Genomic DNA, 16,292 nt, shown 5'->3' with positions numbered 1-16,292 from the left:
AAGATGCCGGTCTTACGGCGTTGTCGGCTATTGAAGATCGGGGCCAGAACCGTGCGGCTGAGGCCCGAAATGCTGGCTGGGGAGGGTGGTTCGGCCGCTGGCGAACGCCGATCCTCCGGCAGGACACGTCCGCATATCCTCCGGACATGGTTGATCAACGCTCGGTCGACGTTGGCGGGGTCCGGCTGGCCTATCAGATGTCGGGTCCGCCGGATGCTCCGCCGCTCGTCCTGTTGCACGCGCTGGGCGAGGATGCCACCGACTGGGAGGCGGTGGTGCCCGCCCTCGCCAGGAGTCGACGGGCGTATGCCCTCGATCTTCGCGGTCACGGCCGAAGCGACTGGCCGGGGGACTACTCGCTCGAACTCATGCAGGCCGATGTGCTCCGTTTCCTGGACGCACTGGGACTTGGGCCAGTGGATCTGATCGGGCACTCCATGGGCGGGATCGTGGCCTACCTGCTCGCGGAGGACCATCCGCAGCGGGTGAGCCGGCTCATCCTGGAGGACGTTCCAATCCCGCGTCCCCGGGAGCAGACCACCCCGACCAGGCCGGACGGCGCCCTGACCTTCGACTGGGAGATGGTGCTGGCCGTCAGGCGGCAGATCGATGTGCCTGACCCCAGGTGGCTGGAGCGGCTCAGCCAGATCACTGCCAAGACCCTAGTGCTCGCCGGCGGCTCACACAGCCATATTCCCCAGGACGGCGTCGCCGAGCTGGCCCGCCGCATCCCCGGCGGGCGAGTGGTCACCATCCCGGTTGGACACCTGATCCACCACGCAGCGCCGGAGGCGTTCACCGAGGCGGTTTCGGCGTTCCTGTAGGAGAACTTCCGTCCTGCCCGCCAACCATGAGCCCGGTCACAGGCCGTGACATGTGGACGACCGCACGGGTTCTTCGAGTGTGACCAAGAAGTGGGCCCGTGCGGCCTTGTCCCATCCTGCCTTCACAGGCGTCTCGCGTGCACATCTCGGCGGTTTGATCGAGGAGTTGGCCGGGCCGTGGCAGGCCCGGCGGGAATCAGCATTGCATCAGCGGCGGGGAGGGAAGCGTCACCGTGCCGCCGGGACGGGCCGCAAGCACGAGCTGGTGTTCACCGACCGGATGTTGGTCGCGCTGGTCCACCTGCGCACTCAGCTCCCGCACGCCGCGCTCGCCGAGCTGTACGGGGTCGGCCGTTCCACCGTCACCGAGGCCATCGGTGAGATCCGCCCGCCGCGCGCCGACCGCGGCTTCGCCGTCCCCGACCAGCCCGGACTGCGCCTGCTCACGTTGGCCGACGTGTTCGCCTACGCCGATGCGGAGGGCGTGACCTCGCGGATCGACGGGACCGAGACCCAGGTCCGCCGCCCGAAGGCCCACCGCCCGGGCCGCTGCGCGTTCGGCTCCGGCAAGAAGAAGCAGAACACCATGAAGACCACCACGATCAGCGATGGCCAGGGCCGCACCCTGTGGTCCGTGGCCGACCGGCCCGGAAGAATGCACGATCAGACTGCGATGCGCACCGAGGGCATCGCCGAGCAGTTCCGCCTCCACCCAGACGTGAGAGCCGAGGTGGATGAGGGCTACGGGGGTCTGGCGAACGAGTTCCCCGAACATGTCAGTGCGCCGCCGAAGAAGCCAAAGGAAGACGCCCCGCTCGGTGACCGGTACGCCTGGCGTGAGCGACGGCACCGCCAGCCCTCGGCGCGGATCTGCGTCGAACACGCCAACGCTGAGCACAAGCAGTGGCGCCCGCTGCAGCGCTTCCTCGGCCGCCGCGAGCACTATCCGGCCACGCACCGGGCCGGCGCCGGCCTGGTCTCCGACCGAGCCTCCCAGCGGCCCACCCGCCGCAAACCGAGCACCGAACTCGTGCCCGTCAGCCCGATGACCTGCTAAATCGCCCACCCAACTCTCAGGTCATCACGCCTCAACATCAATAGCCGACAACGTCGTTAGCTGTGGAGATGATGGACGCGACAATGAGCGGGTTCATCCGTACTCCGCCCTGCCCGATGAGCGATGCCGCCATCTGGGCGATCGAGCTGTCAGCATCGCGTGGACAACTCCGATCGCGGCTTCGTGGTAGGCGTCTTATGGTCTCGACACTCCCCCGGTGGGACGACACGAGCCGTCGCCTTCTCCTATTACAGTGGGGCTGCGCGCCTGACCCGATGCGGCCAACCGGGCTGGACGAAGAAGCCGCTGCCCGCACAGCTCAGTCAGCAGTCGACCTTCAGGCAGCTCTCCGCGTCAACAGCGGCGGCTCTACTTCCGCCACCTGGAACAGCCGCGCCACCACGGGCGCGACCGGTCCCCTCTCACGCCGAAGCAGACACCTGCTTCCTGGGCATGGGAGCGGGCGCTGAGCAGGGCGTTCAGTCCAGAGCAGTCGCACAAGGACACCCGGCAGAAGTCCACCTCAATGCATTGAGCACCGCTGGTCACAGCGAGCTCCAGCTCGCCCTCCAGCTGGGCCGAGGTCGCATGATCCACCTCGCCCGTCACCGGCACCGTCGTCAGGCCGTTAGCCGTCCTGCTTGACACGTGCAACGGCTGGCCGGACCTCTTCTCCAGCTTGCTGCCCATGGAATCAGCGTCTCCGCCATGCAGCCAGCAGTCAAAGAGCGCAGGCGAATCAGCACACAACCTCCAGAAACAGACTCTGAAGCCCAGAACGGCATGACCTGCCGCTTGCCGGTGCCCATGCTGAAGCCGATGACGAAAGCGATAGCGCAGCAGAGCACCGTGCAGACGAGCACAGCGAGCGCGATGTGAAGGGGTTCCAAGGATCCGGTCCTCTTGCCAGTGGGGAAGCGACCGGAAGGAAAAGCGGAGCTCGACCGGCCACCCGTGATCGGTGGGCACACGCATCCCTTTCGGAAGTGGCCTCCCGAACTGTCGGGTACGCGCTGCCTCCAGTGGAGCTGTGCGGTCAAGGTCAGCCGGTCAGTCCCACGGCAGAGCTTGTCTGTCTTGTGGCCAAGACTGTGTCAAGGCCCAGATGTTGCGGGCGGGCACAGCGGATCCGAAATCTCGACAAATCCCATCGCAACGGTGGACTGGAACCGTGCTGGGCTTCCTGTGCGTCTGCTCGGATCTTACCAACAGGGCCGATCTCAACTCCCCGCCCCCGAAGGCCAGATGGACGGTGCATGGGATCCGTGATCGGGCAGGCCGCCCGGGGATCCGACACAGCTAATCCGCATTCTCTTGCTATTGCATTCTATGGCCCGGGTCGCATCACCGTTTTCGCGACCTATGCCTCGCTCGTGCTGAGGTTTCTGGAGGGCGCCCACACTGCGGGCATGCCGCCGTGGAACTTGGTCATCGTGGACGAGGTGCACCGTACGAGCGGCCGGATTGGTAAGCCGTGGGCCGTCGTTCACGATAACTCCGGCATTCCCGCCGAGCGTCGTCTCTACATGCCGCAGCTCCGCGTGTGTGGCAGGCGGGAGAGGTCGATGAGGACGAGCCCGTCGGCCGCCGCGGCCCGGGCGAGCTCGTCGCCTCGATGCTGGACGATCCGGCGGCCTCTTCGGCAGCGTCGCCTAACACCTCCCGCTGGAGGAGGCGATCGAGCGGGGCATCGTCGCGCCGTACCAGGTGCTGGTAGTCGACGTGCAGGACCGGTAGCGGGGCGGGCATCAACCGCGAGGCCGTTCAGGCCCGCGGGCACTTCCCGAACGAGTCCGCGGCGCTCAATTGTGCCTACCTGGCGCTGATGTCATTGGATCCCACGGGCAGGGGGCCGCCGACGCTGGACCATGCGCTGGAAAAGCGCCGCTGAACGCCTTCCGGATCGCCTTCGAAGACCGACTCACCCGACCATGAAATAACCCATAACACCGCAAGATAACCCTCAAGTTGACACACTCCCTTAAGGCAGACGACCCCACGATCCTCAGAAATCTCCTAGGTCTTGTTCTTTCCCGTTCCTCTGCTGTGCAATGTCACACACCACACAGGAGGTCCCTGCTTTGAAGCATCAGAGACGTACCAGCCCGTCCGTTACCCTGCTCGCTGCGACGGCCATGCTGGCCGGATTCGCTCTGGCCGCGGTGCCCTCGACGGCCGACGCCGACCCGGCTGTCGACGGCGTGGCCGCCGCAGCCGATCCCGGCGCGGAACTCGGCCCCGACGAGCACGACCTGCCCGGCCCCTTCACCAAGAAGAACCGGGCCCAGCGCAAAGAAGCCCTCGAGCAGGTGCTCTCCGGCAAGGTTTCCGCCGAGAAGCGCGACGCCTCCCAGGTCGTGCGCCTGGGCAAGGGCAAGTACGCCGAGCTCGGCCGCGAGAGGACCGACAGGATATTCGTCATCCTCGCCGAGTTCGGTGACACGGTCGACAACACGACCACCTACGACCCGGACGGCGCCGGCCCCAAGCCGCCGGTGGTCAAGTACGGCGGCGAGCCCGGGCCGGCGCACAACCAGATCGCGCAGCCGGACCCGGCAATGGACAACTCCACCGCCTGGCAGGCCGACTACGACCGCGACCACTTCCAGGACCTGTACTTCTCGCACGACGCCGACAAGGAGTCGGTGGCCAAGTACTACGAGCGGCAGTCCTCGGGCCGCTACTCCGTGGACGGCTCGGTCGTCGACTGGGTGAAGGTCCCCTACAACGAGGCCCGCTACGGCTCCGACTTCTGCGGCGCCCGCATCTGCGACAACGTCCAGGACCTGGTCCGCGACGCCGTCAACGCCTGGGTGGCCGGCCAGAAGGCCAAGGGCCGTACCGACCAGCAGATCAAGGCCGACCTCGCCTCCTACGACCAGTGGGACCGCAACGACTACGACGGCGACGGCGACTTCAACGAGCCCGACGGCTACCTCGACCACTTCCAGATCGTCCACGCGGGTGAGGACCAGTCCTCCGGCGGCGGAGCCCAGGGCAGCAACGCCATCTGGGCCCACCGCAGTTACGTCTACGGGCAGAACGCCGGCATGACCGGTCCGGCGGGCAACAAGGCCGGCGGCACCTCCATCGGCGACACCGGCCTGTGGGTCGGCGACTACACCATGCAGCCCGAGAACGGCGGCCTCGGCATCTACGCCCACGAGTACGGCCACGACCTCGGCCTGCCCGACCACTACGACACCAGCGGCACCGGCGAATCCTCCTCCGGCTCCTGGAGCGTGATGTCGCAGGGCTCCTGGCTCGGCCGAGGCAAGGGCACCATCGGCGACCTGCCCGGCGACATGAACGCATGGGACAAGCTTCAGCTGGGCTGGCTCGACTATGCCACCGCCAAGGCCGCCGCCAAGGGCACCTACAAGCTCGGCTACGCCGAGTTCAACAGCAAGGACCCGCAGGCCCTGGTCGTTGACCTGCCCGACAAGCAGGTCGCGACCCCCATCACCACGCCCGCCCAGGGCGCCAGGCAGTGGTGGTCGGGCATGGGCGACAAGCTGGCCAACACCCTCACCCGCCCCCTCGACCTCACCGGGAAGGCAACCGCCGCCCTCACCCTCAAGGGCTGGTGGGACATCGAGCAGGACTGGGACTTCCTCTACACCGAGGCCTCCACCAACGGCGGCGCCACCTGGACCGCGCTGAACGGCACCGCCGACGGCGCGCCCATCGGCCACGACGGCGCCGGCAGGCCCGCCCTGACCGGCACCGGCGGCGCCTACAAGAACCTGGCCTACGACCTGACCGCCTACGCCGGCCAGAAGATCGACCTAAGGTTCCGCTACGCCACCGACGAAGCCGTCCAGGGCAAGGGCTACGCCGCCGACGCCATCACCGTAACCGCCGACGCCGCCACGCTGCTCTCCGACGACGTCGAGGGAGGCGACAACGGCTGGACCGCGAGCGGCTTCTCCCGCATCGGCGAGAACTTCATCACCCGCTACCCGCAGTACTACATCGCCGAGAACCGTCAGTACGTCTCCTATGACACCACCCTGCAGACCGGCCCGTACAACTTCGGCTGGCGCGCCACCCGCCCGCGGTGGGTGGAGCACTACCCCTTCCACAACGGCCTGCTCATCTCGCTGTGGGACACCTCCCAGCCGGACAACAACGTCGGCCAGCACCCCGGCCACGGCCAGATCCTGCCCGTCGACGCCCACCCGACCCCGCTGCGCTGGCCCGACGGCATGCTGATGACCAACCTGACCCAGACCTTCGATGCTCCCTTCGGCCTTCAGCCGACCGACGCCTTCACCCTGCACCGCAATGGCGTCGAGGTGCAGGTGCCCGCGCAGCCTGGCGTGCCGGTCTTCGACGACCACCACGGTAACCGCTACTACGACCCGGCCAACCCCACCGGCGGCGTGATCGTCCCGGACACCAACACCAGGATCACCGTCCTGAACGAGGCCGGCGACGGCCACCACGTCGTCCTACGGGTCGAACCCTCCGACGGCTGACGGCGATCGGTCCGGCCGCCCGCGGGCACCGCCCCTCACGACGCACCACCTGACGACGTGACAGGCGGTGCCCGCGGCCCGGGCGAGCAGGACCCACTCCGTCCGGCGCCCACCCACTCGAAAGGAGCGCCCGCGTGCGCAACAGAGGGCGTAGCGAGTAGGCGTTACAAGCGCAGCGGTGCCGCCCTGGGATGGACGCTGACCAAGGATCGTGGGATGAGGATCGTGGGATGGGTAGTGGCGACCCTGTTGATCAGGTGCTTCCGGCGGCGGAGTCCGGCACGCTGACGACTCTGTTCCTGGCCGCAGCCGGCGTCGACCGCCGCTGAACAACCCAGCCCCCGGCCGCTACCCGAACAGCCGGGGCAGACCCGGGCGAGAAGTGCTTCGTTACGCCAGCAAGCCCTGTGGCGATGCTCCCTCCGGAGGGATTGCCGGCATCCTGGGGCCGTCGCTGGGCCGCGATGCTCTCCGAGCGCCGAAACATGCCCGTCGGCTCAGCGTCCCGGGGGGCACTGGGAGAGCCCGATCTCGGCATGCACAGTCTCCATGGGCCTTGCTTTGGCCCTGGCTGCGAGGTCCTCGAAGTAGAGCATTGCCTTGGTGGTCAAAATCCGCTCCCTGTAGATGTAGGGAGCCAAGGCGTCCCACATGTTCACGACGTTCAGGCCGTAGGAACCGATGATGAGCCGCTCATCGACTACGCCGTGAGCAACGAGCTTGCCCACGTCGTCGTAGAAGAGACTGATGCGGCGGACATGGCGCTTCGCCTCAGGCGGCAGGCGTCTGTACCCGCTGTCGGGTGGATGATCGGCTGCAAGCTGCGTACTTACGTACTCGATCGCTTGGGAGAACTCTGGCTCTCTCGTCTCTCGGAATAGCTGTATGACGACGGGCAGCACATTGGAGTTCTGCGCAAGCCGCAGTTGACGCCGTGAGACGGCCACTGACGTTGCCAACGCGACCAGGACGGCCAGGAGGTTCAAGCGAGCGTCAGACTCATGACCGGAGGCTAGCCGCCCAGCGATTCGCGAAGAAGAGCCTGGCTTGCCCGGCACCAGTGGGCGGGTAGATCGAGCGCGGCGAGGTGTCTGCCGTGGCAGGTCCGGTTCCGCGCGGCCTCCCGCCGAACCCGATATGACGGTGTTCCGCTCATCCGCTCTCCAGCGATGTACCACCTCGTCGCAACCGACCGCGTGCTCCGGGCCAAACTCCCGGCCACGGCCCGGCCGCCCGGAGTGGCCCTCTGCCAGCGACCTGGACGTATGCGCTGCCGTAGCCGGGGAATTGAAGACACGTCAGGTGCTCGACGTGAGGCGCGGGACGGGTACGTTCGCGCTGATACTGGCCGGCCGCGGAATGGTCGTGACCGGTGTCGACCCGGCCCCAGCCTCCCTCTCGATATCCCGCGGTGCAAGCAGGACAGCGAGCGCATTACGTGACCGCAGAGTAAGCCCTGGCGAGGCGATTTGGGCGTCTGGTGGTCTCCCGGCCCTTCCGCCTCGCCGGTGGCCAGCCGTGCTCATCTTCACAGTGTGTGCTGGATTACCCACCCAAAATTATGTGTCATGTGATATTGCACACTGGATTACCTTGCCTCCATGCTGTGTCAACCTCCTGGCCAGCCCTGCCAGGAGCTCCCCTCGCAGCGGAGGACCGTAATGATCCCCAGGTTCAGGCCCAGACGATGGGCCGTCGCGATCGGCGTGGCGGCCGCCCTCATATCCAGTGGGCTCGCGTCGACGGCGACAGCTGTCCCCCAGACCGCGAGCCCGAAATGTACGCTCAACGTCCCGGCCAGCCCCAGGTCGGAGACCCCGTCGAGTTGTGTCGCGGTCGATGTGAAGCTGGACAAGCTCCCGGCCAAGGGTGAGACGGCGGCCCTGCGGGTCAGCCTCCGTTCCCAGATCCAAGTCGCACGCGCCCAGCTGACAGTCCGGGTGCCCGACACCCTCCAGCTCATCACCGAGGGTTCAACTCTGAGCGCGCCCAAGCAGGTCGGCCCCTGGCTGGACGCCAAGGGCGTGATGGCCCTCGACACCAACAAGCGGACCCTCACCCTGCATGTCCGCGCCACGGCGGAGGGGCCCGCCCAGATCGAGGCCAACCTCTCCGACGTCGACTCGCCGCGGCCGGAGCGGGAAGCCCACGGTTCGGTGCTGCTCACCGTCGGCACGAACAAACCGGGCGAGAGCGTCTCCCGGTCGGGGGTGGACATCACCTCGCTCCGGGGACGTTCGGGCGATCGGCGCTCGACGTCGGCCTCGGTGAGCAAGAAGTTCGCGAAGGTTCCGCAGACCGGCGGAGGCGCCGGCGTCGTTGCCCAGGTCGCTGGCCAGCAGGTCTGCATCAGCGGCGGCTTCAACTTCACCAACCAGGCGGGGGCGTGGCTGGGCGGCCGCAACCTCACCGTGAAGCTGTGGGGGAAGGCCAACGCAAACAGTGCGCAGCAGGTCTACGCCAGCGGCCTGACGGACAACTCCGGCGCCTACAACCTCTGCTTCACCCTGCCGGTCAACTCGATGTACCTGCTCTTCGTGGAGTTCCGGTCGGAGAGTGCGGTGTGGCAGGTGACCAACGGCAGCGGCGGGTCGGTGTACTCGACCACCACGCCTGCAGTCTACAACGTCTCCACCAGCCAGAGTTTCGGCTGGACGGCGCCGGCGGCAGCCCAGATGCGCGCCTGGCACGCCTTCGACACCCTCAACCTGACCTGGTGGTGGCGCGGCTCCAACACCAGCTGTTGGACCGCCCACGAGACCAGCAACTGCAGCAAGATCACAGTCCAATGGTGGGCTGGCAACATTGACGGCGGCTACTACGTCCCCGGGGCCAACGCAGCTGTCAGTTACATCAGACTGCGGGACAATGACCCCGACTCCGAGCACCTTGTGGTCCACGAATCCGGTCACGCTCTGATGCACCAGCTGTACAACTGGTGGTGGCCCAGCGCAAATTGCAACGGTCACCTGATCTGGGGGGCTCTGAACACCTCGTGCGCCTGGACCGAGGGGTTCGCCAACGCTGTCGCCGGCAGCGTCAAGGGCGACAACCAGTTCATCTGGCCCAACGGCTCCTCGGTCAGCATGATCAACTCCACCTGGTTCAACTCCGGCCAGCCGGTCTCCAGCACCAACTGGCAGAACGGCGACGCGGTGGAAGGCCGCGTGGCCGGCTCCCTGCTCGACCTGTGGAACAACGTCGACGGTGGACAGGCGAGCACGATCAACCTGCTGCTGAATCACAGGGAGTCGAGCTTCGACGAGTTCTTCAAGAACGACCGCCCCGGCGCCGGGCTGGACACGTCGAACAATACCCGCAACTGGGTCTACTGGCACACCATCGACTACCGGCCCAGCCTGCTCAACTCCAGCTTCGAGGCCAACACGTCAGGCGGCCAGACAGGCACGGCCGGTTGGAACTGGACGGCCACGATGGGTGGGTCGTTCGTCGGCAACTGGTCGACGTACCCGGCAAACACCGGCTCCAACTACGCCTGGTTCGGCGGCTATGGAGCGACGGAAATGCAGACGATGTCCCAGCAGGTCACCATCCCGAGCAACGTGAACCAGGCGTGGTTGGGGTACTACAGCCGCATCGGCACTTTCGAGACCGACCAGGTGGCGTATGACACGCTCAAGGTGCAGGTCGTCGACGGCGCCACCACCACGCTGGGAACCCTGTCCAACGTGAACGCCAACAGCAGCTACGTCTACCGCTCCTACGACCTCTCAGCCTACCGGGGACACACAGTGACGATCAAGCTGGTCGCCAGCGAGGACGCGGCCCTCCGTACCGACTTCATCGTCGACGACGTCACGGTCAACACCGCCTGACGGGCGACGGGGGCAGCCATACGGAAACGGAGATGACGAAGGCACACGTGGGGGCTCCGAGCATGCGGCTCGGGCCCCCACGGTGGCGCGAGCGCCCAGTCGGGCAATCGATCGACGTGTCCCCCTGCTCGCGATGGCTGCCCTGCGAGCAAGGTCGCTACTTGGGCGCGCTCTGCCACGTGGCTCTGGCCGGCCCCGCCACCAGGGTGACTGTTCGTCACCGGAGCATCTCCACTGTGACGATCTCGCATCACGTACCGCAGCCTCCGGACGAGCTGGAGGAGTTGATACGCGAGTCGGCCGGGCTCGAGGCGGACGACCTTGTTGCTGACGAAGGACGGGGACCCCACGGTCCGTGAGAGTTCTGTCGGCGGGCCCGTACTGTGGCCCGCCGGCGAACCCTGGCTGTACTGCGATCGGCCGGGCATGAGGCTGGATGGCCGCACGAGACGCCGCCGACGCGGCCGGTGCCTATGGTGCCTGTGGTGCCCCTGTTTGCACGGGACGTGCCTGATCTGCGGTTCCCCGAGGGTAATGACTCCTGCAGTGCGCCCGTGCTTGCCCTGCCCGGCCATGACGGCCTGGGTGCGCCACTGGGCCACTGCCGGGACCCTGGATGGCGCCAGGAGGCTGTTTGCAGGCGGACGAGTGGCCGAGCTGCCGCTCACCGTCGAGGAGGCGTACCGGTCCCGGCGGAGCTCACGGAGGCGACCTGGGCGTCCCATTCGGCCAGCACGTTCCGCCTACGCCCGGTCCGCCGGGTGAGGCTTTCCGTGGGCGCGCCGACGACCGCCTCGGCGGAGTTGCGGGTGCTTGTCTCGCAGGCGCTTAGGGCCGCCAGGTGCGCAGCTGCTCGGCGATGCGGGCGGCGGTGCAGCGCGGGTCGTACAGTTCGCGGGCCAGGGCGGTGAGCTGCTCGCGGGTGGGGTCGACGGGGATACCGCTGGCGTTCAGGTACATGGTGGCGACGGCGCAGGCGACCGTGAGGTTGGACCGTTCCAGCCAGCGGCAGCGGCCGAGGTTGTGGACCAGGGCGGCGGCGCGGGCATAGGGCCCGCCGTACACGGGCTGTTCGAGCAATTCGGCGCGGTGGCGGGCGACGGCGGCGATCGGGACGCCGAGGTCGTCGGGGGCGGGATCGCGGTGGCCGGCGCGTTCGGCGACTTCCAGGATCCAGGACAGGTCGACGTACAGGGACATGCTCACGCAGCGGCGCCCCGGGCGTTCGGGGCGGGGGCATGCTGAGTGTCGAGGTCGGCTTCCAGGCCGTCGAGGAAGTCGCCGTGGTGGTCGATGAGGCGCTGGGCTGCAGCCATGCCGGCTGCCCGGGCGCCGCTGGTGTCCTCGGCGATCAGCCGCTCCACGTAGCGGTTGAAGTCCAGGCCGCGGGCGGCCGCGGCGTCCTTTCCGGCGGCGAGCACATCCGGCTCCAGCCGCAGCTGTGTCTGCTTCCTATCGCTGCTCACACTCTCAAGGTAGCAGGGTGGTAGCAGACGGGCGAGGGGCTGAGCTGACCGGCCCGGACCCTGTCCTGCTGGCGGCCTCGTGTCTGGTGGTGCCCTGCCACCCGGAGCCTGGGGCACTGGAGGTCTACTCCGCGCCAAAAAGCGGGATGTCGTCGGGGGTGAGGTCGATACGGAGCCGTTGGAGATTGACGGGTGGCGCCATCGGCCGCGATCGACGGCGGTGTCACCGTGAAACTCGGCCACGAGCTGGGGCGCGACCGGGGTAAACGCGAGCGGTTCGCGGCTGCCCCAGTGCGACGTGAAGTCCACGTCGCGCCAGGGGTGATCGGCGCCCGCGGGTGCGAGCAGGCCACCGCCAAGCTCCGCACGAATCCGCGGCGCCAGGGGCGTGCTGCGCGCGACCAGCAGAAAGCGCCCGTCGCTCGTGTAGCGGCCCAGCAGAACGGTTTCCGGCCGGATGAGGCTTCCGGTCACCGCGCCGATGACTGCCTCCGCGGTGCTTCGGGTGCGGTACTTCAGCCAGCCGCGCCGACCGGGCTGATAGGACTGCCCGAGGCCCTTGATCACCAGGCCCTCCACTCCGACCGCGGTCCACTCGGTAAGCCACTGCTGCGCCAGGACGCGATCGGTTGTCGACAGCGTGAGCGCCCACGGAGCCTGAAGGCCGTGGCCCTGGAACAGCGATGCGCTGAGCCCACCCGTCGGGTTCACCGCCACCACCGCGGACACCGTCCCGCACCCGGCACCGAGCCCCACCGGCCAGCCCGACACCGCTGCTGCCGAAGAGCCCAAGAAGGCCCGAAAGGACAAGCGCGCACAGCTCGCCCAGGCCAAGAATGATGGGGATCTCTGAAATCGGGTCTGGTCGGCATCTCGGGACGGTCACGATCGCAGCAGGACGCGGGTGCGAAGGAGCCGGAAGGAGCCTCGGCCGTACATCTCGCCATGCCAGCGAGGACGGCGTCCCAGTCCTGGCGGAGGAATTCGGCGACGCCCCGCACGGGTCCGGGCCCGTTGGTCTCGGCCTCGCGGACCCAGTCGCCGAGGAGATGCCCTCGCCGGTCGCGGACCAGGCCGGCGAATACGCGGGCCAGGTCGCAGGCGGTGGCGATGTCCAGGCAGGCGATGCGCACCTTGTCGAGCTGGTCTCGATCCTCGCGGCTGAGCCCATCGCGCGGTCTCATGATCCATGAGGTGATCTTGCGTGGCGTGGGGATGGGACGGGGAGGCTCGGCGCGGCGGTCCCGCTGCGCATGGAGCTGATGTAGAGGCGGACGGCCTGATGGTTGCCGCGGTAGCCGTGCTCGTGGATCTCGCGGTAGAGCTGGGCGGCGTTGGTGCAGCCGTCTGCGAACCGTTGTTGCAGGTAGGGCCGGTAGGGGTCGAGTTGGCGGGGGCGGCGGTCGCGGGCCGAGGCGATCAGCCCCTCAAGATCGGTGGTCAGGTAGCGGCGGACGGTCTTGCGGTCGAGTCCGAACCGGCGGGCGATGGCGCTGATCGTCCACGTCGCCTCTCGTAATCGGTGGATCTCCGCATGCCGTTCGGTCATCCGAGTGGCGGCGTCAGCGGCAGCAGTGCCGTGGGCGGTGCGGTCGCCGGCGCAGATGCGTCCCCGTCGTCCAGGGCGTATTTGTGCAGGCAGGAGCGGTGGTGGTGGCATGTCTTCTCGATCGCGGCTGACAGGTTTTGCAGCATGTGCCAGCGGTCGGCCACCTCGGTGGCATCCGAGACCGCCTCCTTGATCGCGCGGCTGTATCCGCTGTCGCGGTCCCGGCAGATGATCTCGGCGCCGGGGTGCGCGGTGAACCAGGCGGCGAGCATCTCGCTGGTGCGGTCGGGCAACAGGTCGCTGGGCGTGGAGGTCTCGACGTCGACTAGGACGGTCCCGTAGGTGCGCGAGCGGCGGAAGGCGAAATGGTCGACTCCCAGCACTCGCGGGCTCCGGGCGGGAACGTCGGGCGCGTGTAGTTGGCCGAGCAGGCGGGCCCGGCCGGTGGGCACCGCCAGCGAGCGGCACAGCCGCATCCCCGGCCGGCCGCCCGCCGTGAGCGCGACGGACCGCCAAAGCGTCTTCACGCCGGGCCCGGCACGGGCATAGCGCGTGGTCAGGCCCTCGACCTGCTCGACGAACGTCCGGCGCCCGCAGTCGGCGGCGTCGCAGAAGAACCGCCGGACCTCCAGCCTCACCACCACCCGGCGCCCGCCGACCGGGTACTCGGCGAGCCGTCGTCCGTATCGGCTGTGCACCCGGCGCGAGACGGTGGCGCAGTCCGGACACGTCAACTCCGGTACGGCACTGTGGGCTTCGGCCACAACCACCCCGCCCACCTCGGCCAACCGGTCCAGCACCATCCCCACGGCATCCGGGAACAGCACGTCCTTCAACGCGGACAGAACCCCCGTGACCAGGGCATTCCCGCAGCCAAACACGATGCTGCCGAGGGTCAAATATTTCCCCCATTGACGGCGGCTTGAGCGTCCTGCAATTCCCCAGGGGGAGGCACCCCCGGCGGCGGCGCGCACGCTCATGGGATTGATGCCCTGGCGGTAGTTGTTTGCCTTACGGAGGCGAGTCAGCGGTCCTGTAGCTGGGTCGCTTGCGCAGGGCAGTCAGCTCTGCGGTGTGATGCCCAAGGACCGGATGAGCTGAGCCAGTTCTTCGCGGAAGAGCTTTTCCGGGCTGAGGGCCTGGGTCTGCAGGTGGCCGTAGATCTCCAGTGACACCAGGCCGTGCAGGTGGCTCCAGATACGCAGGGCAAGGGCCACGGCGGCCGGGGGCAGGTCGGGGAAGGCCGGGCGGACCTTGTCCAGCAGACCGAGGTCGAAGTCGGACCACTCGAAGTCGCTGTCCGAGTAACGGAGTTCGGCGTGCGGCCAGGCCGCGGCTGCGAGTGCGGTGATGCCGGTGCAGACACGGCGGGCGGCTTCCGGAGCGGCGCCGCCATCGGGCGGCTGGTAGCCGGGGACGGGGTCGCCGTAGATGAGGCGGAAGCCCTCAGGGTTGGCCAGCGCCCAGTTCCTGAAGGCGCGGGCCCATGCCTGGATCCGGGCGGCCGGATCCTGAGCGGGGGCGGCGTCCCAGGCGGCATCCACGGTGTCGGCCAGCGAGGTGTAGACGTTGCTGATCAGCGTGGTGACCAGGTCGTCGCGGGTGGCGAAGTAGCCGTAGATGGCGTTGGCCGTCATGCCCATCTCGCGCGCGATGGCCCGCAGCGTGATCGCGTCCGGTCCCCCCGAGGCCATCAACTCCAGCGCGACCTTCTTGATCTCGGCGGTCGTCTCGGCCCTCAACCGCTCGCGGCGCCCCTTGGTGTTTCCCACGCTTTCCATGGCCACTCACTCTACAGCGTCACAATACTATGCGTCGTATTAATACTTCACGCCGTATAGTCTCTGCATGCCGTGAAGGTAGCGGCGGTACGAGCAACTACCCAGGGAGAGCCATGCACATCGGAGTCATCGGGGCCACAGGCGGCATCGGCAGTCGTGTCGTTACCGAAGCCCTCGACCGGGGGCATCACGTCACGGCCTTCAGCCGCGACGCCACGCGGATCGACGAGGACCGCAAGAACGTCGTCTGGAAGAGCGTCGACGTCCTCGACGCCGACGCCGTCGCCGCCGTCATACCCGGCCTCGACGTACTGATCAGCGGATTCCAGCCCGGAAACGCCGCCAGGGACATCGCCGACACCGTGGTCCGCTCGATCGCCGATCCCACGGTGTATGTCACCGCCGCGCGAGCACTCCTGACGGCGCTGGAAAGCCACCCACGGACCCGGCTCATCGTCATCGGCGGTGCTGGCAGCCTGGAGATCGAGCCCGGAGTCGTACGGGCCGACTCCGACGAGCTCCTGCACGAAACCCTCGACGAGATCGGCCTGCCGAGGGAGTACGCCGCCGCGGTGCGCGGCCACCGCGACGCTCTGAACGTCCTGCGCACCTCCAACCGGCTATGGACCTACTTCAGCCCCGCGGAGGGCATCGCACCCGGCGAACGTACGGGCCGGTTCCGAATCGGTGGCGACCAGCCGGTACTCGACGCGGAAGGGCGCAGCCGTATCTCCATGGAAGACTCCGCCGTCGCCCTTGTCGACGAGGTCGAACTGCCGCGCTTCGTCCAACGCCGCTTCACCATCGGCTACTGACCGACGCTAACGGACCAAGGCTGCGTCTGTCGGATGGCCCTGAGTGTGCGCCGCCGCGTCGGCAGGACCGGAAAACCACGCAAGTGCGTTCGGGATCCCTATGGGGAAGTCCATGAACTTCCCCATGGGGAATATCGTGGCCGTTCACAGACGCCGAGGACTACGTGATCGTGACCGTCGCGAAATGCCGACCAGACCCTGAAATCGACCAGTGCCGCTCGTCGCCCCACTCGACGCGCCGCGCGCGCTGTCGGCCGGGGCCGCCCGCTCGTGGAGTGTGCGGGCCGTGCCGTCCGGTCAAGGGCGCCTGCGGCGGCGCTTCGCGCTGGGCTTCGCCCACCCTGGACAGTCCGACCCGCCCCTGAACCTGGCTGGCTATCGGGCGGCCCCTCACTTGTGACGCCCGTCCGCAGGTCAGGTGTCGGAAGGCTGGGGAGATCCATTGAGCAGGCACGGGGTCACCCCAGAGCAGGGGGTGGCCGG

Annotated in this window: 14 protein-coding genes and 1 pseudogene; 8 read left to right on the top strand and 7 right to left on the bottom strand. The window is 67.9% G+C overall.

The window, feature by feature from the left end:
• Positions 1 to 146 precede the first annotated feature (146 nt).
• Positions 147 to 824: an alpha/beta fold hydrolase gene (locus tag ACQEVG_RS37720; RefSeq protein ID WP_432992553.1), complete on the top strand. Its 678-nt coding sequence runs from the start codon at positions 147 to 149 to the stop codon at positions 822 to 824.
• 79 nt (positions 825 to 903) lie between these two features.
• Positions 904 to 1,881 carry a transposase family protein gene (locus tag ACQEVG_RS37715; RefSeq protein ID WP_432992550.1) on the top strand — a complete coding sequence of 326 codons (978 nt, stop codon included), beginning with the start codon at positions 904 to 906 and terminating at the stop codon, positions 1,879 to 1,881.
• A gap of 369 nt (positions 1,882 to 2,250) precedes the next feature.
• Here ACQEVG_RS37715 and ACQEVG_RS37710 read toward each other — a convergent pair whose 3' ends face one another.
• Positions 2,251 to 2,571 carry an STAS domain-containing protein gene (locus tag ACQEVG_RS37710; protein WP_432992547.1) on the bottom strand — a complete coding sequence of 107 codons (321 nt, stop codon included), beginning with the start codon at positions 2,569 to 2,571 and terminating at the stop codon, positions 2,251 to 2,253.
• Positions 2,572 to 2,589: 18 nt separating this feature from the next.
• On the opposite strand from ACQEVG_RS37710, the gene ACQEVG_RS37705 reads away from it, so the two are divergent.
• The 3 genes and pseudogenes from ACQEVG_RS37705 to ACQEVG_RS37695 all read left to right on the top strand — a co-directional run bounded on the left by ACQEVG_RS37705 (position 2,590) and on the right by ACQEVG_RS37695 (position 6,362).
• Entirely contained in the window at positions 2,590 to 2,760 is a 171-nt protein-coding gene (locus ACQEVG_RS37705) for a hypothetical protein (protein ID WP_432992544.1), read from the top strand.
• Between the two features lie 874 nt (positions 2,761 to 3,634).
• Positions 3,635 to 3,816: pseudogene (locus tag ACQEVG_RS37700) on the top strand (IS256 family transposase); the annotation flags it as partial.
• A gap of 200 nt (positions 3,817 to 4,016) precedes the next feature.
• Positions 4,017 to 6,362, top strand: a complete 2,346-nt coding sequence (locus ACQEVG_RS37695; protein ID WP_432993192.1) for an immune inhibitor A domain-containing protein — start codon at positions 4,017 to 4,019, stop codon at positions 6,360 to 6,362.
• 497 nt (positions 6,363 to 6,859) lie between these two features.
• Here the strand turns inward: ACQEVG_RS37695 and ACQEVG_RS37690 are convergent, their stop codons facing one another.
• A complete protein-coding gene (locus ACQEVG_RS37690) occupies positions 6,860 to 7,420 on the bottom strand; it encodes a DUF4760 domain-containing protein (RefSeq protein ID WP_432992541.1) in 561 nt (186 codons plus the stop codon).
• A 603-nt stretch (positions 7,421 to 8,023) separates the two neighbouring features.
• Between ACQEVG_RS37690 and ACQEVG_RS37685 the strand changes: the two genes are divergently transcribed.
• Positions 8,024 to 10,198: a hypothetical protein gene (locus tag ACQEVG_RS37685; protein ID WP_432992538.1), complete on the top strand. Its 2,175-nt coding sequence runs from the start codon at positions 8,024 to 8,026 to the stop codon at positions 10,196 to 10,198.
• 236 nt (positions 10,199 to 10,434) lie between these two features.
• On the top strand, positions 10,435 to 10,557 hold the full coding sequence (locus ACQEVG_RS37680) for a hypothetical protein (protein ID WP_432992535.1): 123 nt from the start codon (positions 10,435 to 10,437) through the stop codon (positions 10,555 to 10,557).
• A 469-nt stretch (positions 10,558 to 11,026) separates the two neighbouring features.
• On the opposite strand, the gene ACQEVG_RS37675 is transcribed toward ACQEVG_RS37680, so the two are convergent.
• From ACQEVG_RS37675 to ACQEVG_RS37655, 5 genes are all read right to left on the bottom strand, one after another.
• The gene (locus tag ACQEVG_RS37675; protein WP_432993189.1) at positions 11,027 to 11,398 is read right to left on the bottom strand and encodes a fic family toxin-antitoxin system, toxin component; all 372 of its coding nucleotides are present in this window, start codon (positions 11,396 to 11,398) and stop codon (positions 11,027 to 11,029) included.
• Between the two features lie 2 nt (positions 11,399 to 11,400).
• The gene (locus tag ACQEVG_RS37670) at positions 11,401 to 12,393 is read right to left on the bottom strand and encodes a hypothetical protein (RefSeq protein WP_432992532.1); all 993 of its coding nucleotides are present in this window, start codon (positions 12,391 to 12,393) and stop codon (positions 11,401 to 11,403) included.
• 451 nt (positions 12,394 to 12,844) lie between these two features.
• Positions 12,845 to 13,213, bottom strand: a complete 369-nt coding sequence (locus tag ACQEVG_RS37665) for a hypothetical protein (protein ID WP_432992529.1) — start codon at positions 13,211 to 13,213, stop codon at positions 12,845 to 12,847.
• Positions 13,210 to 14,112, bottom strand: coding sequence for an ISL3 family transposase (locus tag ACQEVG_RS37660; RefSeq protein ID WP_432992526.1), 903 nt, complete (start codon positions 14,110 to 14,112; stop codon positions 13,210 to 13,212). The genes ACQEVG_RS37665 and ACQEVG_RS37660 overlap by 4 nt, the downstream gene beginning before the upstream one ends.
• A gap of 162 nt (positions 14,113 to 14,274) precedes the next feature.
• On the bottom strand, positions 14,275 to 14,994 hold the full coding sequence (locus tag ACQEVG_RS37655) for a TetR/AcrR family transcriptional regulator (RefSeq protein WP_432992523.1): 720 nt from the start codon (positions 14,992 to 14,994) through the stop codon (positions 14,275 to 14,277).
• Between the two features lie 113 nt (positions 14,995 to 15,107).
• Between ACQEVG_RS37655 and ACQEVG_RS37650 the strand changes: the two genes are divergently transcribed.
• Positions 15,108 to 15,809, top strand: a complete 702-nt coding sequence (locus ACQEVG_RS37650; RefSeq protein WP_432992520.1) for an NAD(P)-dependent oxidoreductase — start codon at positions 15,108 to 15,110, stop codon at positions 15,807 to 15,809.
• Positions 15,810 to 16,292: the final 483 nt, after the last annotated feature.

The sequence above is a fragment of the Streptomyces sp. CA-135486 genome (assembly GCF_050936555.1).
In the GTDB taxonomy this organism is placed as follows: domain Bacteria; phylum Actinomycetota; class Actinomycetes; order Streptomycetales; family Streptomycetaceae; genus Streptomyces.
Note: the sequence above shows the minus strand (reverse complement) of the source record. Positions and strands in the feature narration are given on the sequence as shown.